Genomic DNA, 21557 nt, shown 5'->3' on the forward strand with positions numbered 1-21557 from the left:
AAAGGTCCATGAAATCGGGAATACCTGTTCCGGGGGAGCGGGAAAGCCCCTGGACTTCCCGGGTCCGGTACCGGCTTGACCGGGGTCAATTGACCACGCGCATTTGGGCGCGGCCGCGGAACGGGGACGAAAATTACGCGCCGAGATTCCCCTGCGGCGGCCCCGGCGCAATCGGTGCGCGCCGGGCGGCCGCGCGCCGGCGCGCCCGCGCGATCCCCACCCTGCCCGGGCCGCACAACGGGCATACTTTGACGAGGCGGGTCCGCGGGCCCGGCCAGAGGCCATGCCCAACCGTCGCCGCCCTCCCGTCGCCGTCCTCCGCACGCACGCGGTGCCCGCGGCCGTGGCCGCCATCAGCCTCGCCGCCGCGCTCGCGTCCTGGCAGTACGTGCGGGCCGCGGTCCAGGCGCAGGAGGTGGCGCGCTTCCGCGAGCGCGCCACGGCCGGGACCGACGCGCTCCGCGACCGGATGAACGCGTACGTGGCGATGCTGCGCGCCACGCGCGGCTTCGTCGAGGGGACCGGCGGCGAGCCGGACCGCCTCGGCTTCCGCACCTACGTCCAGAGCATCGAGCTCACCCGGTACTACCGCGGGATCCAGGGCCTCGGCTGGTGCCGGGCGCTGCGGCCCGGCGAGGTCGGCGCGCACGTGACGGCGGTGCGGGCGCAGTGGAACCCGGAGTACCGCGTCTGGCCCGAAGGCGAGCGCGCGCTCTACTCCAGCATCGTCTTCCTCGAGCCGCTCGACTGGCGCAACCGCCGGGCCATCGGCTTCGACATGTTCTCCGAGCCCGTCCGGCGCGCGGCGATGGAGCGGGCGCGCGACACCGGCGACGTGGCCGCGTCCGGCCCGGTGGAGCTGGTGCAGGAGGCCGGCACCGAGCGTCAGGCCGGGTTCCTCGTCTACCTGGCGGTGTACGCGCGCGCGCCGCGCTCGCCGGAGGAGCGGCGCGACCTGCTGCGCGGCTGGGTGTACGCGCCGTTCCGCGCCACCGACCTGCTGCGCTCCACGCTCGGCGACGCGCCGGCGCGCACCATCGGGCTGGCGGTGTACGACGGCGAGGCCGAGACGCCCGACGCCCTGCTCTACGACGACGGGACCGCCGCCCGCGGGGCTGCGCTCACCACCGCGCAGCGCCTGGAGGTGGCGGGCCGCACCTGGACGGTGCGCCACACCGCCACCGCCGCCTTCGTCTCGCGCACCGACCGGGCGCTCCCGGCGCTGGTGCTGGGCGTGGGCGCGGCCCTCACCGTGCTGCTGTTCTGGATCACCCGCTCCGAGGTGCTGGCGCGCGGGCGCGCCGAGCAGGACGCGCGCCGCACCGCGTTCCTCGCCGCCGCCAGCCAGCGGCTGGCCTCGGATCTCGACTACCGGCGCACCCTCCCCGAGGTGGCCCTGCTCGCCGCCGAGCGGGTGGCGGACGTGTGCGTGGGCTGCGTGGTCGAGCCCGCCGGGCCGCTCTGGTTCGCCGGCCACCGCGACCCGGCCCGGGCCGAGGCGTGGCTGGCCGCGGCCGCCGCCACCGGGCTGGACCCGCAGGCGCGCACCGGGATGGCGGCCGCGCTCTCCACCGGCCAGCCGCACGAGGTGGACCGCGCGCCGGACCGGGTGCCGTTCTTCGCGGGATCCCCCGCGCTCGCCGCCCGGATGCGCGAGGATCGCGTGGACGCGCTCCTGAGCGTCCCGCTCATGGTCCGGGGCGAGCCGCTCGGCGCCATCACCCTGCTCTCGGCGCACGGCCCCTTCGACGCGCACGATCGGGCCCTGGCCGAGGACCTGGCCCGGCTGCTCGCGGCCGCGGTGGACACCGCGCGGCTCACCTGGCGCGCGCAGGACGCGGTGCGCGTCCGGGACGAGTTCCTCTCGATCGCCTCGCACGAGCTGAAGACGCCGCTCACCTCGCTCGCGCTCCAGTCCGACAGCCTGCGCGCCAGCGCCGGCCGCGGCGACGCGGAGGCGCTGGTGCGCAAGTCGGACGTGATCCGGCGCAGCGTGGACCGGCTCACGCGCCTGGTGGCGAGCCTGCTCGACCTCTCGCGCATCAACGCCGGGCGGCTCGAGCTGGAGCTCGAGCCGGTGGACCTCGCCGAGGTGGCGCGGGACGTGGTGGCGCGGTTCGAGGAGGAGGCGGCGCGGGCGGCGTGCCCGCTCTCGCTGGAGGCGCCAGAGCCGGTGGTGGGGCGCTGGGACCGGGTGCGGCTCGACCAGGTGCTCACCAACCTGCTCGGGAACGCGGTGAAGTACGGGCCCGGGCGGCCGGTCGAGATCCGGGTGCGGGCCGACGGCGACCGCGCGCTGCTCTCGGTCCGCGACCACGGCATCGGCATCTCCGCCGCCGACCAGCGGCGCATCTTCGAGCGCTTCGAGCGCGCGGTCTCGCGCCGCCACTACGGCGGCTTCGGCCTGGGCCTGTGGATCGTGCGCGAGATCGTCGAGGTGCTGGGCGGGACCGTCCGCGTCGAGAGCGCGCCCGGCGCCGGCTCGACCTTCACGGTGACGCTGTCGCGCGCGCCCGAGCCCGCCGCCGCGCACCGGACCGGGGCCGCCACCACCAGCCCGCCGCCCACGGCCTGATCGCGCCGCTACCCCGGCCCGGGCTGGCAGCGCGGGCACCACCAGGTCGCCTGCGCGTGCGGCCCCTGGCGCGCGAAGGCGATGGGCGCCCCGCACTTGCGGCACGGGCGTCCGCCGCGGCCGTACACCCAGGTCCGCTCCCGCGGGTTCATGCGGCGGGTGGTGCGCCGCCCGCCACGCCAGGTCTCCGCGCCGTCCGGGCCCGGCGGCGGGACGTTCTCGGCGATGAGCCGGCGCGCGGCCGCGATCACCGCCCGCAGCTCGGCGTCGGCGAGGTCCTCGACCCGCCGGAACGGGCTCACCCCGGCGACGAACAGGATCTCCGACTTCAGCTCGTTCCCGGCGCCGGCGAGCGCCGCCTGGTCCACCAGCGCGTCCGCGACGGCGAGCGCGCCGCGCGCCCGCAGCCGCCGCTCCGCCTCGGCCTCGTCGAACGCGGGCGAGAGCAGGTCGGGCCCGAGGCGCGCCAGCGCCGGGTGCCGCCCCAGGTCCGCCGCGCGGATCCACTCCGCCACCGGCACGTCGAACGCCACCGCCACCGCGTCCGGCACCTCCACCCGCACGCGCATCGCCGAGGCGGGCCGCCGCCAGGGGGCGCCGGGGCGGTACAGGTGCCAGCTCCCGTTCATGCGCAGGTGCGTCCGGAGCACCAGGCCCCCGGAGAAGTGGAGGAGCAGGTGCTTGCCGGCGGACTCGGCGCGCTCCACGGTCCGCCCGGCCACCGGCGCGTCGGCGTCCACGCGCGCCAGCCCGGGCAGCACCGTCTCGAAGCGGACCACCGGCTTGCCGGCGAGCGCGCGGTGCAGGGCGCGCGCGGCCCGGGCCAGCGTGTCGCCCTCGGGCATCAGGCCAGCCCGGCGCCGGAGGGGAGCGTGAGCGCGCCGGCGGCGCGCCGCGGGAGCTGCAGCGCGGTCCCGGCCGGCGAGAACCCGGCCTGCACCAGGAAGCCGGCCAGCGGGTGCTCCGCCGCGGCGGCGCCGTTGACCTCCTCGAGCAGCGCGCCCTCCCCGCGCGCGAGCGCGTCGCGGGCCAGCGCCGCGAGCGCGGCCGCCACCGCCTCCCCCACCCGCGAGCGGTCCGGCTCGTCCTCCGGCAGCCACGCCAGCACCTGCCGCAGCCCGCGCGCCGCCCAGGCGCCGGGCGCCCCGTCCACCAGCACCACCTCGGCGCCCACCGCGCGCGCGGGCCGCTTGCCCTCCGGCGCGCCCGGCACCGGCGGCCACTCCACCAGCGCGCCCCAGGCGTTGGCCGGGTCGGCCGCGGCCAGCGTCACCACCTCCGGCGCCTCCCCGGGCTCGCGCGAGGCGCGCAGCAGGTCGAGCGCGCCCGGCTGGGCGAACTGCATCGCGCCGACCCCGGCCACGAAGTAGCCGCGCCGGATCCGCCCCGACTCCTCCAGGTGGCGCAGCACGTCGTAGACCGCGCCGAAGCCGCCCGGCAGCGCCTCGGCGGCGGCGACGCCGCGGGTGACCACGCCGTAGCGGGCGAGGAGCTGCTGCGCGACCGCGGCGCTCCACTGGGTGGGCGTCGGCCGCGGCCGCCCGCCGGCGTCGCGGCGCGCCTCCACCAGCGTCCAGCGCCCGCCCGCGCCCGGCGGCGCGGAGAGCCGCGAGCGGTAGCCGGCCGCCGCCGCGCGCCGGGCGGTGCGCCGGGCCCGCTCGCGATCGCGCCGCGGCGCGGCCCGGGCGGCGCGGGCCCGCAGCACCTGGAACGTGTCGTTCGTCACCAGCCCCCGCCACACCAGCGCCCAGATCGCGTCCACGGTCTGCTGCGCGAAGCCGCCGCCCGCCGCCTCGTGCAGCTCCGGGAAGAAGCAGGCGCCGCGGCGCGCCAGGTGCTCGAGCACGCGCCGCTCCCGCGGGTCCTCCGGCGGCTCGGCGGGGCGCGCCGGGGGGAGCAGCGCGGGGAGCGCGTCGGCGAGGAAGAGGGCCACGCGCCCGTCGCGCTCGCCGAGCGGCTCGAGGCCGACCCAGGTGACCTCGCCGCCCGCCGCGAGCGCGTCGAGGTCGCCGGGCAGGTAGCCCTCGACCCGCGCCGGCAGGATCTCGCCCTCGAGCAGCGAGGCCGGGAGCGGCGCGCCCTGGAGCTTCTCGACCGCGTCGAGCACCGCGTCGAGGCCGGCGGCGCGGCGCGTGATCCCGTGCCAGCCGAGCAGCGTCCGCCCGAGCACGCGCGGCTCGACCGGCTCGATCTCCTCGCGGAGCTTCGCGAGCGAGCGCCGCCGCAGCGTCCGGAGCACGTCGGGGTCGCACCACTCGCGCTCCGCGCCGTGCGGCCGGAACGCGCCCTCCAGCAGCCGCCCGGCGCGCGCGAGCCGCTCCAGCGCCCGCTCCGCCGCGGCCCGGCCCAGGCCGAGGCGCGCCGCCAGCTCGCCCGCGGTGAACGGCGCGTGCCGCCGCGCGTACCGGGCCACCAGGCCGTCGAGCGCATCCGGCACCGGCGCGAGCAGCGCCTCGGGCACGCCGGGCGGGAGCGGCACCCCGAGCCCGTCGCGGTAGCGGGCCGCGTCCTCCACCGCCACGAACCGCTCCTCCCCGCCGACGCGGAGCGCCACCGCCCGCCGCTCCGCCACCAGGCGGTCGAGGCTCGCCGCGACCTCCGGGCCGGCCGCGCGGCGCTCCACCTCGGCGCGGGTGAGATCCCCGAGCCGGAGCAGCATGTCCGCGAGGCCGTCGGCGCTGCGCACCCGCAGCTCGGGCGGGAGGAGCTGGAGCCGCGCCTCCAGGTCGGCGAGCGCGTCCGCGTCGAGCAGCTCGCGCAGCTCCGCCTCGCCGAGCAGCTCGCGGAGCTGCGCCTGGTCGATGGCGAGCGCCTGCGCGCGCCGCTCCGCCAGCGGCGCGTCGCCGTCGTAGATGAAGCTCGCCACGAAGCCGAACAGGAGCGAGCCGGCGAACGGCGACGGCACCCGCGTGTCGGCCACCGCGCGGCGCACCCGCCCCGCCTTCAGGTCGCGCATCAGCTCCACCAGCGCGGGCAGGTCGAACACGTCGCGCAGGCACTCGCGGTAGGCCTCGAGGAGCAGCGGGAACTGCGCGAAGCGGGAGGCGACCGCGAGCAGGTCGGCGGCGCGCTTGCGCTGCTGCCACAGCGGGGTGCGCTGGCCGGGGCGACGGCGCGGCAGGAGCAGGGCGCGCGCGGAGGCCTCGCGGAAGCGGGCGGCGAACAGCGCGGTGGCCCCGAGCTGCTCGACCACCAGCGCCTCGACCTCCTCCGGCTCCGGGAACAGGAAGTCCACCTCGGGCGGCTGGTCGGTCTCGGGGAGCCGCAGCGCGAAGCCGTCGTTGGTCCAGAGCGTCTCCGGGTCGGCGCCGAGCCGGTCGCGGGCGCGCCGGGCCGCCGCCATGCACCACGGGACGAGCACCGCGCTCCCGAACGGCGCGAGCACGCACACCCGCCAGTCGCCCAGCTCGTCGCGGCAGCGCTCCACCAGCACGGTGCGGTCGTCCGGCACCGCCCCGGCCGCCTGCTGCTGGTCCTCGAGGTAGCGGACCAGGTTCTCCGCCGCGCGCGCGTCGAGGCCGTGGCGGGTCCGCAGCCGCTCCAGCGCGGCGGCGCGCGGCACCCCGCGCAGCTCGCGCACCAGCCGGCCGATGCGCCGCCCCAGCTCCACCGGCCGGGCGGCCGCGTCGCCGTGCCAGAACGGCATCTTCCCCGGCTCGCCCGGCGCCGGCGACACGAGCACGCGGTCGTGGGTGATCTCCTCGACGCGCCAGGTGGAGGCGCCCAGGGTGAACGTCTCGCCCACGGCGGTCTCGAAGACCATCTCCTCGTCCAGCTCGCCCACCCGCGCCTGGCCCTTGGCGCCGCCCAGCAGGTACACGCCGTACAGGCCGCGGTCGGGGATGGTCCCGCCGCTCACCACCGCCACCCGCCGCGCGCCCTCGCGCGCGCGCAGCACCCCGCGGACCCGGTCCCAGGTGACGCGCGGGCGCAGCTCGGCCAGCTCCTCCGACGGATAGCGGCCGGAGAGCAGGTCGAGCACGCCCTCCAGGATCCCGCGCGGCAGCTCGGCGAACGGCGCGGCGCCGCGCAACGCCGCGTGCAGGTCGTCCACCCGCCAGTCGTCGAGCGAGACCATCGCCACGATCTGCTGCGCCAGGACGTCGAGCGGGTTGCGCAGGTAGCGGGTCGCCTCGACGTCGCCCTCCTGCATGGCCTCGGTGAGCGCGGCGCACGCGACGAGGTCGCCGCGGTACTTCGGGAACAGCACCCCGGCGCTGGGCGCGCCCACCTGGTGGCCGGCGCGCCCGATGCGCTGCATCCCGCTCGCGACCGAGGGCGGCGCCTCGATCTGGACCACCAGGTCCACCGAGCCCATGTCGATGCCCAGCTCCAGCGAGGAGGTGGCCACCAGGCCGCGCACCCGGCCGGCCTTGAGGTTGTCCTCGATGGCGATGCGCTGCGGCCGGGCGATGGAGCCGTGGTGCGCCTGCACCAGCGTCTCGCCCGCCAGCTCGTTGAGCGCCCCGGCGAGCCGCTCGGCCACCCGCCGGCTGTTCACGAACAGCAAGGTGGTGCGGTGCGCCTTCACCAGCTCGAGCAGGCGCGGGTGGATGGCCGTCCAGATCGAGGCGCGCGGCGGCGCCTGCGAGGCGTCGCCGCCGGGCAGGTCGAGCGGCTCGCCGAGGCGGGACATGTCCTCGACCGGCACCTCCACGGTGAGCTCGAGCGGCTTGCGCGACCCGGCGTCCACCACCGCCACCGGCCGCCAGGCCGGGCGGGCGGTCCGGTCGCGCAGCTCGCCCAGCGCGCCGTCGGCGTCGCCCGCCCCCGCCGGCGCCGCGGGGCGCGCGCCGCCCAGGAACCGCGCCACCTCGTCGAGCGGGCGCTGCGTGGCCGAGAGCCCGATGCGCTGCAGCGGCCGCCCGGCGAGCTGCTCCAGCCGCTCCAGCGACAGCGCCAGGTGCGCGCCGCGCTTCGAGGGGACGAGCGCGTGGATCTCGTCCACGATCACCGTCTCGACCGTGCGCAGCCCCTCGCGCGCCGCCTGCGTCAGCAGCAGGTAGAGCGACTCCGGCGTGGTGATGAGGATGTCGGCCGGGTCGCGCGCGAAGCGCGCCCGCTCCGCGGCAGGCGTGTCGCCGGTGCGCACCGCCACGGCGGGGATCCGGTGCGCGTCGCCGCGCTCGGCGGCCACCTGCGCGATGCCGGCGAGCGGCGCGCGCAGGTTGCGCTCCACGTCCACCGCCAGCGCCTTCAGCGGCGAGACGTACACCACGCGCAGCCGCTCGCGGCGCGGCGGCTCGGGCGAGAACATGAGCCGGTCGATGCAGGACAGGAACGCGGCGAGCGTCTTGCCGCTGCCGGTCGGCGCCAGCAGGAGCGTACTCTCCCCCCGGTGGATGGGCGGCCAGCCGAGCGCCTGCGCGCGCGTGGGCGCCTGGAAGGCGCGCTCGAACCAGGCCCGCACCGCGGGGTGGAACGGCACCGCCGCCGGATCGGGGGAGCTCACCATCCCCCGAGTCTAACGGAGGCGCCGGACGGCCGCCCCCGGCGAGCCCGCCGCCAGCGCGAGCGCGCCGGCGCGCACGCGCACCGTCACCTCCACCGAGGCGACCCGCGCCCCGGCGCGCAGCCCGCCGGGCTCCGCCTCCACCCGCGCCCCGGGCTCGGCGCCGCGCCCGCCGGCGCCGCCCGCGAGGCCGCGGATCACGCGCCCCGCGATCCAGGCCGGGCCGGCGCCGCCCGGCTCGGGCGCGGCGGCCGGCTCGAGCACGGGGGCGGGCTCGGCCGCGGCCACCTCCACCAGCTCCACCGCCGCCGAGCCGCCGACCTGCTGCGCGCGGGCCACCTGATCGCGGGCGGAGACGACGTGCAGCCGGCGCGGCGCGCGGCGCGGGGCCGCCTTGCGCGGCAGCAGGCCCTTCCCGGCCCGGGCGAGGTTCACCTCGCGCAGCGTCGGCGGCGCGGGGGCCGGCGCGGCGGGCTGGGCCGCGGGAGGCCCGTCCGGCGCGGCCGCGGCGGTGGGGGACGAGGCCGCCGCGCCCGGCGCGGTCGCGGCGGCGGACGGGGTCTCGGCGCCCGGCGGCGCGGCGGCCGCCAGCGAGAGGAGGAGCGCGACGAGCGACAGGGACATCGGACCTGCCCATCCACGGCGCGGGGGGAGCGCCGCCGATCCACGGCGCCAGGGGGCGCCGTCCGCTCGACGTTGCGTCGCCGGCCGCCGGGGCGCCACGCCCCGCGCCCGGCCCGCGGCGCGCAGGCTGCGACGCGCCGCGGCGACCCCCTCCGGACGGGCGGCGCACCCGCGCACGGCGGGTTAGAAAGGGGGCGCCCCGCACCCGAGGACGCGCCCCATGAACCCAGCCTTCACCGACCACCTGCGCACCCAGCTCGACCGCCTCCAGGCAGAGGGGCTGTTCAAGCGCGAGCGCGTCATCACCAGCCGCCAGGGCCCCTGGGTCGAGGCCGACGGCAAGCGGGTGGTGAACCTGTGCGCGAACAACTACCTCGGCCTGGCCGGGCGGCAGGAGCTGGTGGACGCCGCCGTGGCGGCGCTGCCTCGCTGGGGCTTCGGGATGTCGTCGGTGCGGTTCATCTGCGGCACCCAGGACATCCACAAGGAGCTGGAGCAGCGGCTGGCGCGCTACCTCGGCTTCGAGGACGCGATCCTGTTCTCCTCCTGCTTCGACGCGAACGGCGGCGTGTTCGAGGCGCTGCTGGGCGAGGAGGACGCGGTCGTCTCCGACGCGCTCAACCACGCCTCCATCATCGACGGCATCCGGCTCTGCAAGGCGCGCCGCTACCGCTACGCGAACGGCGACATGGCCGACCTCGCCGCGCAGCTCGCCGCCGCCGACGCGGCCGGGGCGCGCTTCAAGCTCGTCGTGACCGACGGCGTCTTCTCGATGGACGGGTACCTCGCCAACCTGCCCGCCATCTGCGACCTGGCCGGCCGGCACGGCGCGATGGTGATGGTGGACGACAGCCACGCGGTCGGGTTCATCGGCGAGCACGGGCGCGGGACGCACGAGCACCACCGGGTGATGGGCCGGGTGGACCTGGTCACCGGCACGCTCGGGAAGGCGCTCGGCGGCGCGTCCGGCGGCTACGCGGCGGGCTCGCGCGAGGTGGTGGAGTGGCTCCGCCAGAAGGCGCGCCCCTACCTGTTCTCGAACACGCTCGCGCCGGTCATCGCCGCCACCAGCATCGCGGTGCTCGACCTGCTCGAGTCCGGCGACGGCCTGCGCCGGCAGCTCCGCGAGAACGCCCGCCACTTCCGCGCCGAGCTGACCCGGCTCGGCTTCGAGCTGCTGCCCGGCGAGCACCCCATCATCCCGGTGATGCTCCACGAGGCGCCGCTGGCGCAGGAGATGGCCCGCCGGCTGCTCGACGAGGGCGTCTACGTCACCGGCTTCTTCTTCCCGGTGGTGCCGAAGGGCCAGGCCCGCATCCGCACGCAGATGAGCGCGGCGCACTCGCGCGAGGACCTCGACCACGCCGTGGCGGCCTTCGAGAAGGTCGGCCGCGCGCTGGGCGTCATCTGAGCACGTTCACCCCGAGGGAAACGACGCGATGAAGGCACTCGTCAAGGCGAAGCGCGAGGAAGGCATCTGGATGCAGCACGACGTCCCGGTCCCCGAGGTCGGGGTCCACGACGTGATGATCCGGGTCACGAAGAGCGCGATCTGCGGCACCGACGTGCACATCTACAACTGGGACGAGTGGAGCCGGAAGACCGTCCCGGTGCCGATGGTGGTGGGCCACGAGTACGTGGGCCGGGTGGAGAAGGTCGGGGCCGAGGTGGAGGCGTTCCGGCCCGGCGAGCGGGTGAGCGGCGAGGGGCACGTCACCTGCGGCTTCTGCCGCAACTGCCGCGCCGGCCGGCGGCACCTCTGCCGGCACACCGTGGGCGTGGGCGTGAACCGGCCCGGCTCGTTCGCCGAGTACGTGGTCATCCCGGCCGACAACGTCTACCGCATCCCGGACGACATCCCCGACGACATCGCCGCGATCTTCGACCCGTTCGGCAACGCCACGCACACCGCGCTCTCGTTCGACCTGGTCGGCGAGGACGTGCTCGTCACCGGCGCCGGGCCCATCGGCGTCATGGCCGCCGCCATCGCGCGGCACGTGGGCGCCCGCCACGTGGTGGTGACCGACGTGAACGACTACCGGCTCGACCTGGCGCGCCGGATGGGCGCGTCGCGGGCGGTGAACGTGGCGAAGGAGGACCTGCGCGCGGTCATGTCCGAGCTGGGCATGCGCGAGGGCTTCGACGTGGGGCTGGAGATGAGCGGCAACGGCCGCGCCTTCCGCCAGCTCCTCGAGGTCATGAACCACGGCGGCAAGGTCGCCCTGCTCGGCATCATGCCCGGGCCGGAGCCCATCGACTGGAGCCAGGTGGTGTTCAAGGGCCTCCAGCTCAAGGGCGTGTACGGCCGGGAGATGTACGAGACCTGGTACAAGATGGTCGCGATGCTGCAGAGCGGGCTCGACCTCTCGGCGGTGGTCACGCACCGCTTCTCCATCGACGACTTCCAGCAGGGCTTCGACGTCATGCGCAGCGGGCGCTCGGGCAAGGTGGTGCTGGACTGGGGCGTCGCGCGCTGAAGGCTTCACCCTCCGTGGCCTGACACCGTCCGTGCGGCGCGCCCGCGCCGCGCGGCAACAAACCACGCACCGGTCGCACCCGCACGCGGGGTGCGGCGCCGCGAGGACTGCGCCCGGAACCCCACCGGACCGGTCCACTTTCCTCCTCGCCGCCCCTGCGCGAGGGCCGCCCGCGCACGCGCTGCGGGCCGCGCGGACCCGCGCCGTCCGGGCGCGACCGGCGATGCGGACCGGTGAGATCCACATCCGTCCTGCCCGCCGCGTCGCGGGGATCGCCGCGGGCGCGCCCGCCCTCCGCGGCCGGGCCGCGCAGCCCGCGCCCGCGCGCGCGGTGCGGCCGCGAAGCGCGCGCGAACGATCCGCCGGCGCGCGCGCACGAGGTGCGCTGCGCGGGGTGGCGCTCGACCCATTGCCCCTGCCGCGCCGCGGCCCGAAGGCTCGCGCCGCAACGCCGTGCCCAGACCGGTGCGCGGCTCTTCCGCCCCCCGGCGACAGGAGAAGCCAGATGAGCGACCAGCAGCAGAAGACCGGAATCGGACGTCGCGCGATCCTCAAGGCCACCGCGGTGGCGGCCGGCACGGGCCTCGCGCTCGACCTCTTCGGCGGCAAGGCCGAGGCGGCCGAGCCGCGCGCGAAGCGGCCGCTGCCGAGGAAGTGGGACGAGACCTGGGACGTGGTGGTGGTGGGCTCCGGCTTCGCCGGCCTCGCGGCCGCGGCCGAGGCCGCCAAGGCGGGCGCCAGGGTGACGGTGCTCGAGAAGATGCCGGTGTACGGCGGCAACTCGATCATCAACGGCGGCGAGTACAACGCCTGGACCGACGAGCTGCGCCTCCGCGAGAAGCTGAAGCTGCCCGACGACTCGAAGGAGCTGCACGGCAACGACACGCTGAAGGGCGGCGACTACTACGGCGATCCGAAGCTGGTCGAGATCCTCTGCCGCGAGTCGCCGAAGGCGCTCGACTGGATGATCGACGAGGGCGGGCTGCAGCTCCGCGAGATCCTGAACCGCACCGGCGGCCACACCGCCTACCGCACCCACACCTGCAAGGAGGGCGTCGGGCGCGGCTACACCGAGGCCGAGCGCAAGATCGCCGAGAAGGCCGGCGCGAAGATCCGCCTCAACCACGAGATCACCTGGATCTGGCGCGCCGACGTGGACGGGCCGGTGCTGGGCGTGGAGGTGAAGGCCCGCGGGAAGAAGCTCCAGCTCAAGGTCACCCGCGGCCTGGTGCTCGCGTCCGGCGGCTTCAGCCGCGACGTGAAGATGCGCATGGCGTTCAACCCGAGCCTGGTGGCGAGCTACAACTGCACCAACCACCCGGGCGCCACCGGCGAGACCCTCCGCTTCGCCCAGGCCATCGGCGCGGACTCGCTGCACCTCGCCTTCATCCAGCTCTACCCGTACGCCGAGCCGGAGACCGGCATCCTCGACGCGCCGGCCGTCTACCCGTTCCGCGGCCCGGGCTACGGCATCCTGTACGTGGACCGGAAGGGCAAGCGCTTCGTGAACGAGCTCGAGCGCCGCGACGTGGTCTCGCGCGCCGAGATCAACACGGGCATGAAGCCGACCTACTCCATCTTCAACGCCAAGATGGCGCCGCTCATGGGCGGCACGAAGGAGGAGATCGACGCGGGCATCTCCAAGGGCCGGTTCGTGAAGGCGGACACCATCGAGGAGCTGGCCGGGAAGCTCGGGCTGCCGGCCGACGCGCTCCGCGAGACCGTCGCCACGCACAACCGCTACATCCGGGAGAAGAAGGACCCCGACTTCGCCAAGCCCATCACCGATCGCATGCTGCCGCTCGAGGAGGGGCCGTTCTACGGCATCGCCCAGTGGCCCGCGGTGCACCACACCATGGGCGGGCTGCGCATCGACGAGCAGGCCCGCGTCATCGACATCTGGGGCAACCCGATCCCGAAGTTCTTCGCCGCCGGCGAGATCACCGGCGGCATCCACGGCGCGAACCGCCTCGGCGGCAACGCCGGCCCGGACGCGGTCGTGTTCGGGCGCATCGCCGGCCGGAGCGCGGCGGGCGTCAACCCGGCCGCCTAGGCCGGCCCGCGGACGCCCGGCGCCGGTCCCGCTCGCCGGTCCGGGCGTCCGCCCTTCCCTCGTGGAGCCACCCATGAACGCCCTCGTCGCGCTCGCCGCGCTGGCGCTCGTCGCCGCCGCGCCCCCTCGCCCCTCCGCCCCCGCGGGCAGCTGCAAGCAGTGTCACCCGTCCTGGACCGTCCTGCCCAGGGACCACCCCGCGGTGAAGGGCACCACCCTCGCCGCCTGCCTCGGCTGCCACAAGCCCGCCGCCGACGCGAAGCCGGACGCGTTCTCGGCCCGCCTGCACCGCGCCCACCGCGCCCCCGAGGCCGACTGCACCGTCTGCCACACGCTCTCGCGCGGGCGCTTCGGCCTGGCCGGCGGGAAGAAGCCGCTCGGCACGCTCGCCGAGGGCGACGCGCCGCTGCGCCGGGCGGCGACCTCGTGGGCTGGCTCGGCGCTGCTCGACGCCACCCACGCGAAGGCCGACGTCTCGTGCGCCGGCTGCCACGCGAGCGAGCTCCCGGAGACCGGCGCGTTCGTCGCGAACGAGCGCTGCCTCGCGTGCCACGGCCCGGCCGACGCGCTCGCGAAGGCCACCGAGCCCGCGGTGCACCCCGACCGCAACCCGCACCGCTCGCACCTCGGGGAGATCGACTGCACCGCCTGTCACCACGCCCACGCCGCCTCGGAGAACTACTGCCTCAACTGCCACCCCAAGTTCGAGATGAAGCAGCTGCCGGGCGCGCCGCGATGACGCCCGGTCCACGCAGCACCGGAGGAGAGACACCATGATCGACACCGTCGTACGGCTCGCGTGCGCCGCCGCGCTCGCGGCCGCCGCGCCGACCTTCGCGGCCGAGCCGGCCGCCGCGCCGGAGAAGCCCTCGATCGCGCTGCACGGGTTCGTGTCCGCGACCGTGTTCGTGCAGGACGCGACCACCGGTCCCTGGAACGGCCAGGGCTCGCTGTTCACCGTCGCCGAGCCGGGCACGGACGAGACGTTCCTCGGCGGCGACCTGCGCCAGACCCGGCTGCAGCTCGCCGCCACCGGCCCCGCCATCCTCTCCGGCCGCGCCACGCCGCGCGCGCTGGTCGAGGCCGACTTCTTCGGCGGCAACACCGGCGGCGCCTTCGGCGACGAGTCGGTGGGGCCGCGGCTGCGCCTCGCCTACGCCGAGCTGGTGCTGGGCGACACCACCTTCCAGGTGGGCCAGAACCACGGGCTCATCTTCGCGATGGCGCCGGTCAGCCTGGCGCACGTGGCGTTCCCCGCCAGCTACGCGGCGGGCGGCATCGGCTGGCGCTTCCCCGGGGTGATGGTGTTCCACCGCATCCCCCTCGCCGGCACCCACCTCCTCGAGCTCGCGGTGAGCGCCACCCGCGGCTCCTGGAGCGACGCCGACGCCGACCTGCCGCTGGGCGTCTCCTACGGTGAGGCGTCCTCGATCCCGCAGGTGGAGGCGCGCGCCATGCTGAGCGGCAAGCCCGCCGGCGGCGTCGCCTACTCCGCGTTCCTGGTCGGCCACTACGACCGCAAGGACCTGAGCGGCGTGGGCGCGACCGCCCCCGAGGACGGCGTGGACGGCTGGGCCGCCGAGCTGGGCGGGAAGGTGTCCGCGGGCCCGCTGCAGCTCGCCGCGAACGGCTGGACGGGCCGGGCGGTCGGCCAGCTGTTCGGCGCCATCGTGCAGTTCGGCGACATCCAGGGCTGGGGCGCCTGGGCGCAGGCCGGATGGTCCTTCACCGACACCGTCTCCGCGCACCTGTTCGCAGGCATGGACGACCCGGACGACGCCGACGTCCGCGAGGCCGGCGCCACGCGGCTCCGCAACGTGTCGATCGGCGCGCTGGCCAAGTACTGCGAGGGCCCCTACACCCTGGGGCTGGAGTACTACCGGTACGAGACGAAGGCCATCGGCGGAACCCGCACCGCGGACCAGGGCTCCCTGACCGCGATGTACGCCTTCTGACCACGCGTGAATCGCCGGCAGCGCCGGCCCCGGCCGTGATCCGCTCGCGGCCGGGGCCCACTCGTCCGGGCGCGTCCGCCCCCGCGAAGCAGCCACGGATCGTGAAGGTAGGCCTCGACGCGGGGGCGCGCGGTGCACAGGGTCGGAGGTATCCGCCCCCGCGGCGGGTCCCCGATGCTCCCCGCCCTGCTCGCGCTCGCCCTCGCCGCCCAGCCCGTCCCTGCCGTCCAGACGGTGCCCGCGGCCCTGCCCTCCCCCTCCACGATCGTGCCGCCGGCCGCGCCGGACCTGCCGCTCGACGCCCCCGAGGCGCGCCCGACGGGCGATAGCGTCTACCGGCTGGTGCCGTGGCTCGACGTGCCGCTCACCGCGCTCGCGACGGGCGTGGCGATCCTGCCGGGGCGCTACCCGTTCCACTTCATCACCCCGCGCTGCCCGTGCGACCCGGCGGAGGTGAACGGCTTCGACCGCTTCGCCATCGACCTGCACAGCCGCGCCGCGGGCGTCGTCAGCGACGTCACCGTGCTCGCCTCGGTGGCCGTGCCGGTGGTGGCCGACGCGTTCTGGGTGGGGAACACGCGGGCGCTGCGCGAGGATCTGATGATCCTCACCGAGACGCTGGCGCTCAACTCCGCCGCGGTGATGACGGTGAAGTTCGCGGTGCAGCGGCCGCTGCCGGTCACCTACGCCGGGCGCGACGGCCTCGTGAAGCAGGCGCAGGGCTACCGGTCGTTCTACTCCGGGCACACCTCCACCGCGGTGGCGGCGCTCACCGCCGCCTCCTGGACGTACACGCTGCGCCGGGGCCCGGCCGCCTGGCCGTGGCTGGTGACCGCGGCGGTGGGCGCGAGCGTGGGCGCGGAGCGCGTGCTGGCCGGGCGCCACTTCCCCACCGACGTGCTGGTGGGCGCGGCGGCGGGGTTCGGGTTCGGGACGCTGGTCCCGCTGCTCCACGCGCGCGGGGGGCGGCTGCCGGTGGCGGTCGCGCCCATGGGGCGCGGCGTCCAGCTCACCGGCACCTGGTAGCGCCCTCCGGCGCGGCGCGGGCTACTTGCGGACGTGCGCGGGCGCGGGCCGGAGCGCGGTGCGGGCGTCGAGCTCGCAGAGCGCGTTCCAGAGCCGGGCCAGCGTGCGGATGAAGCGGATCATGCTCGGGTTCCTCCCCTGTGTTCGTCTCGTCCGGCGTGCGCCGGCTCAGCCGTGGAGCCCGAGGCCCGCCGGCACCGCCGGCGGCTCGGGGTCGTTCGCCGGCTCCACCTCGTCCGGCACGGTGCCGGCGAGGACGGCGCGGGCGCGGGCCTGGTCCAGCTCGCCCTCCCAGCGCGAAACCGCCACCGACGCGACGCCATTCCCGATGAGGTTGGTGATGGCGCGGGCCTCGGACATGAAGCGGTCGATGCCGAGCAGCAGCGCCAGGCCGGCCACCGGGATGTTGCCGACCGCGGAGAGCGTCGCCGCCAGCGTGATGAAGCCGCCGCCGGTCACCGCCGCGGCGCCCTTCGAGGTCAGGAGCAGCACCGCCAGGATCTCCAGCTCCTGCACCAGCGTGACGTGCGTGTTGGTCGCCTGCGCGATGAACAGCGTGGCGAGCGTCAGGTAGATGGAGGTGCCGTCGAGGTTGAACGAGTAGCCCATCGGCACCACCAGCCCGACCACCGGCTTCGAGCAGCCGAGCTTCTCCATCTTCCGCATCATGAGCGGCAGCGCCGACTCCGAGGAGGACGTGCCGAGCACCACGAAGATCTCCTCCTTGATGTAGCGGAGGAAGCGGAACAGGCCGAGGCCGCACCAGCGCAGCACCAGGCCCAGCATCAGCACCACGAACAGCGCGCTCGTCGCGTAGAAGCAGGCGATGAGCTTGCCCAGGCTGAGCAGCGTGGCGATGCCGTACTTCCCCACCGTGAACGCCATGGCGCCGAACGCGCCCACCGGGGCGAGGCGCATCACGAAGCCGACGATGCGGAACAGCACGAGCGACAGCCCGTCCACCAGCTCGAGCACCGGCCGGCCCTTGTCCTTCAGGGCCGCGAGCGCGGCGCCGAACAGCACCGAGAACAGCAGCACCTGCAGGATGTCGCCGCGGGCGAACGCGTCCGCGACGTCGCGCGGGATCACGTTCATGAGGAAGTCCACGGTGCCGTGGGCCTGCGCGCCGTTCGTGTAGGAGGCGATGGCCTTGGTGTCGAGCGTGGCCGGGTCCACGTTCATCCCGGCGCCGGGGCGGGCCAGGCGCGCCACCACCAGGCCGATGGCGAGCGCGACGGTGGTCAGCACCTCGAAGTAGAGCAGCCCCTTCAGCCCCACCCGCCCGACCTTCCGCAGGTCGCCCATCTTCGCGATGCCGGTCACCACCGTGGCGAACACGATGGGCGCGATCAGCATCTTCACCAGCTTGATGAACCCGTCGCCGAGCGGCTTCAGCGACGCGCCGGTGGCCGGGAACAGGTGCCCGACCAGCGCACCGAGGACGACCGCCAGGAGCACCTGCAGGTACAGGCTGCGCGCGAGACGCTTCACGTGTCTCTCCTGCCGGGAGCCGCCGCCGCCCGGCGCGGGGTCGAGGCCCGGCGGTCGCGCCGCGGGGCCGGTGGGATGTGCGTGGAGCCCCCGGCCCAGAGCACCTTCGGTGCCGGATCGCCCGCGCGCGGAATCCGGCGTGATCACCCGCCGCTCGCGCAGCGCGTCGCGATCCGAAGCGGCATTCCCCGCGTTATCGCGGCGGCGCGCCGCACCGCGCGCGCGGGCGGGGAGCGCAGTGATCCCGCGCGCCTGCGCGCCACCATGCCGGCGGGCATGGACATTCCCGCGGGAATGCCGGTTCGGCGGCGCGGCGGGGCCGGTGCCCGATCCCCGGGCTCAGCGGCGATAGGACTTCAGGCGCTTCGAGAGCGCCGGCTGCGAGATGCCCACCAGCCGGGCGGCCAGCGTCTGGTTCCCGCCGGAGCGCCGCATCGCCTCCTGCACCAGCAGCTCCAGCGCCTCGTCGAACGTGGGCAGCCGCTCCACCGCGCCGAAGGGGTTCTGCCCCTCCTCCGCGGCGGGGTGGGCGCCGTTGCCGTGGCGGCCGATCGCCTCCAGGAACGCGTCCATGGAGAGCACGCGATCGCGGTGGCGGCTGACCGCGTCGAAGCACATGGCGCGCAGCTCGCGGACGTTGCCGGGGAAGTCGTGCGTCACGAGCAGCTGCGCGAGCTGCCTCGGCGGGGTGGGCTTCTTCTTGCCGAGCTGCCGCGCGGCCTCGCCCAGGAAGTGGTCGAGCAGGAGCGGCACGTCCTCGCGCCGCTCGCGGAGCGGCGGCACCCGCACCCGGTGCGTGCGCAGGCGGTAGTACAGGTCGCGCCGGAACATCCCGGCCCGCTCCTTGGCGGCGAGGTCCTGGTGCGTGGCGGCGATCACGCGCACCTTCACCCGCTTCGGCCGGTCGCTCCCCAGCGGGAAGTACTCGCCCTCCTGGAGGAAGCGCAGCAGCTTCACCTGCGACGGCACCGACAGGTCCCCGATCTCGTCGAGGAACAGCGTGCCGTCGGCGGCCTCCTCCACCATGCCCCGCCGCGCCTGCTCGGCGCCGGTGAAGGCGCCGCGCAGGTGGCCGAACAGCGTGTCGGCGAACACCGCGTCGTCGAGCCCGGCCACGTTCACGGCCACGAGCTTCCCGGGCAGCCCGGAGAGCCGGTGCGCCGCGCCGGCCACCAGCTCCTTCCCCACCCCGCTCTCGCCGGTGACGAGCAGCGGCTGCGGGCTCCGCGCCACCGCCTCCACGTACGAGAACAGCGTCAGCATGGTGCGGTCCTGCGTGACGATGCTCGCGAACGCCTCGGGGTTGCGCAGCTCCCCGGACATGAAGCGCGCGGTCATCTCGCCGTTCTCGCGCTGCAGCTCCTGCATGCGCACGGCGCGCAGCACGCCCGCGACCAGCCGGTCCTCCTCCTCGGTCTTCACGTGGTAGTCGAACGCGCCGAGCTTCATGCAGCGCACGGCGGTCTCGACCTGGTTCATGCCGGAGACCACGATCACCTTCACGTCGGGGTGCTCCACCGAGATGCGGCCGAGCAGGTCCTCGCCGGAGAGGTGCGGCATGGTCAGGTCGAGCAGCACCACCCCCACGTCGTTGCCGTCCAGCAGCTCCATCACCCGCCGCGCATCCTGGCAGGTGAGCAGGTGGGTGATGCCGGCGGCGCGCTCGAGGGTGAGCGCCACCGAGCGCAGCCAGGCGGCCTCGTCGTCCACCGCCAGGACCGCGAACGCGGGGTAGAAGGACTCGCTCACGCCGCCGCCTCCTCGTGGAGCGCGGGCAGCACCAGCGCCGCGGTGGTGCCCACGCCGGGCTGCGAGCCGAACTCGAGCCGGCCGCCGTGCTCCTTGACGATCCCGGCCGACACCGACAGCCCGAGGCCGGTGCCGCCGGTCTCGCGCTTGGTGGTGAAGAACGGGTCGGTGAGCCGCGCCAGGTGCTCGGGCGGGATGCCCACGCCCTCGTCGCGCACCTCCAGCACCACCTCGCCGGCCGCCGGGTCGTGGCGGATGGAGAGGCGCAGCCCGCGATCGCGGTCGGGGAGCGCCTGGCAGGCGTTCAGGAGCAGGTTCACGATCACCTGCTCGAGCCGGTGCGGGTTGCCGCGCACGCGCGGCAGGTCGGGCGCGAGCGCCAGCTCGAAGCGCGAGGTCGCGGCGCGGATGGGCGCCTCCAGCAGGCGCACCGCGGCGCGCGCCGAGGCGCCGAGGTCCATGGGCTCGAGCCGGGGCGCGTCGTCGCGGCGGGCGAAGTCCTTCAGGTCGTCCACGATGCGCTTGATGCGCCGCCCGCCCTCGGCGATCTCGTCCAGCATCTGCGGGATCTCGTCGCGCATGCGCGCGTACGGGATGCCGGCCAGCTTCAGCTCCCGCTCTCTCGCGCGCGCGTCGAGCACCTCCTGCGCGTCGGCGAACGCGGCCTTCAGCGTCGGGACGTTGAGCAGGATGTAGCCGGCGGGGTTGTTGATCTCGTGGGCCACCCCCGACACCAGCACGCCCATGGCGGCCGCCTTCTGCGCCTGCACGAGCTGGTGCTGGTGCTCGCGCAGCGCCGCCACCGCCCGCTCGCGCTCGGCCACCTCGCGCTCCAGCGAGGCGGTGCGCTGCGCGACGAGCCTCCGGAGCGAGCGGCTCCAGGCGATGCTGGCGCCGAGCAGCACGAGGATCGGCAGGGCGCCGAGCGCGGCGTAGCGCGCCACCGCCTGCCACCCGATGGGCCTGGGCTCGAGCGGCCCGAGCCAGCGCGCGTGGATCGCGTCGTAGCGCCCCGTCTGCTTCAGGATGGCGAGCCCCTCGTCGAAGCGCGCGAGCAGCTCGCGGTCCCCCTTGCGCACCGCGTAGCCGTAGCGCTCCGCGCGCACCGGCTCGCCCACCGGCTCGATGTTGGTGAGGCCGAGCTGGCGCTGCAGGTAGATGCCGGGCAGGAGCGCCAGCACCACGCAGTCGTGCTGGCCCGAGGCGAGCAGGCGCAGCGCGTCGGCGGGCGTCTGCGTCCGGATGATCCTCGCGGCCTTGCCGGCCCGGGTGATCTCCTCGTCCATGATCCCGCCGCCGAACACCACCACCTCGCGCCCCGCCAGCGCGTCGAGCGAGGCGGGCCTGGGGCCGTCCTTCCGGACGAAGATGGCGTGGTGGACGATGGCGTGCGGCGCCGCGAAGTCCAGCCGGCGGGCGCGCTCCTCCGACCAGGAGATGCCCTGGAGCACGTCGATGCTGCCGTCGGCCAGCCCCGCCCGGATCCCGGCCCAGTCGCCGAACCGGAACTCGACCGTGAGCCCCATCACCTCGCCGATGGCGCGGGTGAGGTCCACGTTGAACCCCGCCGGCTCGCCCTGCTCGTCGAGGAACTCGTACGGCGGGTAGTCGCGGTCGGCCCCGACCACCACCCGCCTCGGCTGCGGCGCGGGCGGGACCGCCCGTGCGACCGGGGCCGCTGCGAGCAGCGCGGCGACGAGCAGGCAGGCGTGGATGCGGCCCATCGGGCGCCACGCTACGACGGGGGCGCGGCGGCCACAAGCCGCCCGCCATCGGCGCGCCGGACGGGTTTCACCGCGCCTGGACCGGACCTTCACCCCTCCACGCCTCCCCTCCACGTCCGGCCGCCACGGAGGCGTGCGCTGGGAAGGCCTTCCCTCCACGCCTCCCCTCCACGTCAGGCCGCCACGGAGGCGATCCGGGCGTTCGCGCCGGAGCGCAGCGCAGCAAGCCCTCGGCACGTCCCCAGGATCCTGGACCTGCACCGCCGTGGACAGCCGCTGCGAAGGGACCGGCACAGCCGGCGCCGGCCCCGATCCCGCGGCTGGCCCGTCCGGTGCGTCGGCTTCCACGATCCCACGGCCCCCGGTTCCGGCCATCCATCCACGTCCCGGGCCTTGCGGAGCGAGCACCGCCGCGAATGCCCGGAGCGCCG

Annotated in this window: 13 protein-coding genes; 7 read left to right on the plus strand and 6 right to left on the minus strand. The window is 75.9% G+C overall.

The features are described 5' to 3' along the window. Nucleotides 1-283: 283 nt before the first annotated feature. Nucleotides 284-2575 (plus strand): CHASE domain-containing sensor histidine kinase, encoded by a 2292-nt coding sequence (locus tag ACOQFB_RS12235; protein WP_421609866.1) that lies wholly within the window; start codon nt 284-286, stop codon nt 2573-2575. Nucleotides 2576-2583: 8 nt separating this feature from the next. Here ACOQFB_RS12235 and ACOQFB_RS12240 read toward each other — a convergent pair whose 3' ends face one another. From ACOQFB_RS12240 to ACOQFB_RS12250, 3 genes are read right to left on the minus strand one after another with little or no spacing between them, the layout of a single operon-like run. Continuing rightward, nucleotides 2584-3420, minus strand: a complete 837-nt coding sequence (locus tag ACOQFB_RS12240; RefSeq protein WP_421609867.1) for an Fpg/Nei family DNA glycosylase — start codon at nt 3418-3420, stop codon at nt 2584-2586. Continuing rightward, nucleotides 3420-8030 (minus strand): Lhr family helicase, encoded by a 4611-nt coding sequence (locus tag ACOQFB_RS12245; RefSeq protein WP_421609868.1) that lies wholly within the window; start codon nt 8028-8030, stop codon nt 3420-3422. Before ACOQFB_RS12245 ends, ACOQFB_RS12240 begins: the two co-directional genes overlap by 1 nt. 9 nt (nt 8031-8039) lie before the next feature. After that, nucleotides 8040-8651, minus strand: coding sequence for a hypothetical protein (locus ACOQFB_RS12250; protein WP_421609869.1), 612 nt, complete (start codon nt 8649-8651; stop codon nt 8040-8042). A gap of 220 nt (nt 8652-8871) precedes the next feature. On the opposite strand from ACOQFB_RS12250, the gene ACOQFB_RS12255 reads away from it, so the two are divergent. The 6 genes from ACOQFB_RS12255 (at nt 8872) to ACOQFB_RS12280 (ending at nt 16162) form a co-directional block, all read left to right on the plus strand. Then, a complete protein-coding gene (locus tag ACOQFB_RS12255; RefSeq protein WP_421609870.1) occupies nt 8872-10062 on the plus strand; it encodes a glycine C-acetyltransferase in 1191 nt (396 codons plus the stop codon). Nucleotides 10063-10090: 28 nt separating this feature from the next. Then, a complete protein-coding gene (gene tdh / locus ACOQFB_RS12260) occupies nt 10091-11128 on the plus strand; it encodes an L-threonine 3-dehydrogenase (protein WP_059436868.1) in 1038 nt (345 codons plus the stop codon). Between the two features lie 505 nt (nt 11129-11633). After that, on the plus strand, nt 11634-13181 hold the full coding sequence (locus tag ACOQFB_RS12265) for an FAD-dependent oxidoreductase (protein WP_421609871.1): 1548 nt from the start codon (nt 11634-11636) through the stop codon (nt 13179-13181). Nucleotides 13182-13254: 73 nt separating this feature from the next. Then, nucleotides 13255-13920 (plus strand): cytochrome c3 family protein, encoded by a 666-nt coding sequence (locus ACOQFB_RS12270; RefSeq protein ID WP_421609872.1) that lies wholly within the window; start codon nt 13255-13257, stop codon nt 13918-13920. Between the two features lie 34 nt (nt 13921-13954). After that, nucleotides 13955-15136, plus strand: a complete 1182-nt coding sequence (locus ACOQFB_RS12275) for a hypothetical protein (protein ID WP_059436871.1) — start codon at nt 13955-13957, stop codon at nt 15134-15136. Nucleotides 15137-15310: 174 nt separating this feature from the next. Beyond that, complete coding sequence (locus tag ACOQFB_RS12280; protein ID WP_059436872.1) at nt 15311-16162, plus strand: phosphatase PAP2 family protein; 852 nt, start codon at nt 15311-15313, stop codon at nt 16160-16162. 168 nt (nt 16163-16330) lie between these two features. On the opposite strand, the gene ACOQFB_RS12285 is transcribed toward ACOQFB_RS12280, so the two are convergent. The 3 genes from ACOQFB_RS12285 to ACOQFB_RS12295 all read right to left on the minus strand — a co-directional run bounded on the left by ACOQFB_RS12285 (nt 16331) and on the right by ACOQFB_RS12295 (nt 21126). Further along, a complete protein-coding gene (locus ACOQFB_RS12285) occupies nt 16331-17653 on the minus strand; it encodes a dicarboxylate/amino acid:cation symporter (protein ID WP_059436873.1) in 1323 nt (440 codons plus the stop codon). A 339-nt stretch (nt 17654-17992) separates the two neighbouring features. Then, nucleotides 17993-19402 carry a sigma-54-dependent transcriptional regulator gene (locus ACOQFB_RS12290; RefSeq protein WP_059436874.1) on the minus strand — a complete coding sequence of 470 codons (1410 nt, stop codon included), beginning with the start codon at nt 19400-19402 and terminating at the stop codon, nt 17993-17995. Beyond that, nucleotides 19399-21126, minus strand: a complete 1728-nt coding sequence (locus ACOQFB_RS12295) for a transporter substrate-binding domain-containing protein (protein ID WP_421609873.1) — start codon at nt 21124-21126, stop codon at nt 19399-19401. The genes ACOQFB_RS12290 and ACOQFB_RS12295 overlap by 4 nt, the downstream gene beginning before the upstream one ends. Nucleotides 21127-21557: the final 431 nt, after the last annotated feature.

This window comes from Anaeromyxobacter sp. Red801, from assembly GCF_049201065.2.
Classification (GTDB): domain Bacteria; phylum Myxococcota; class Myxococcia; order Myxococcales; family Anaeromyxobacteraceae; genus Anaeromyxobacter.

What these genes read in the sequence shown, in the direction of transcription:
- ACOQFB_RS12235 (WP_421609866.1), top strand. Translation starts at nt 284, where the DNA reads ATGCCCAACCGTCGCCGCCCTCCCGTCGCCGTCCTCCGCACGCACGCG.
- ACOQFB_RS12240 (WP_421609867.1), bottom strand. Translation starts at nt 3,420, where the DNA reads ATGCCCGAGGGCGACACGCTGGCCCGGGCCGCGCGCGCCCTGCACCGC.
- ACOQFB_RS12245 (WP_421609868.1), bottom strand. Translation starts at nt 8,030, where the DNA reads ATGGTGAGCTCCCCCGATCCGGCGGCGGTGCCGTTCCACCCCGCGGTG.
- ACOQFB_RS12250 (WP_421609869.1), bottom strand. Translation starts at nt 8,651, where the DNA reads ATGTCCCTGTCGCTCGTCGCGCTCCTCCTCTCGCTGGCGGCCGCCGCG.
- ACOQFB_RS12255 (WP_421609870.1), top strand. Translation starts at nt 8,872, where the DNA reads ATGAACCCAGCCTTCACCGACCACCTGCGCACCCAGCTCGACCGCCTC.
- tdh (WP_059436868.1), top strand. Translation starts at nt 10,091, where the DNA reads ATGAAGGCACTCGTCAAGGCGAAGCGCGAGGAAGGCATCTGGATGCAG.
- ACOQFB_RS12265 (WP_421609871.1), top strand. Translation starts at nt 11,634, where the DNA reads ATGAGCGACCAGCAGCAGAAGACCGGAATCGGACGTCGCGCGATCCTC.
- ACOQFB_RS12270 (WP_421609872.1), top strand. Translation starts at nt 13,255, where the DNA reads ATGAACGCCCTCGTCGCGCTCGCCGCGCTGGCGCTCGTCGCCGCCGCG.
- ACOQFB_RS12275 (WP_059436871.1), top strand. Translation starts at nt 13,955, where the DNA reads ATGATCGACACCGTCGTACGGCTCGCGTGCGCCGCCGCGCTCGCGGCC.
- ACOQFB_RS12280 (WP_059436872.1), top strand. Translation starts at nt 15,311, where the DNA reads ATGCTCCCCGCCCTGCTCGCGCTCGCCCTCGCCGCCCAGCCCGTCCCT.
- ACOQFB_RS12295 (WP_421609873.1), bottom strand. Translation starts at nt 21,126, where the DNA reads ATGGGCCGCATCCACGCCTGCCTGCTCGTCGCCGCGCTGCTCGCAGCG.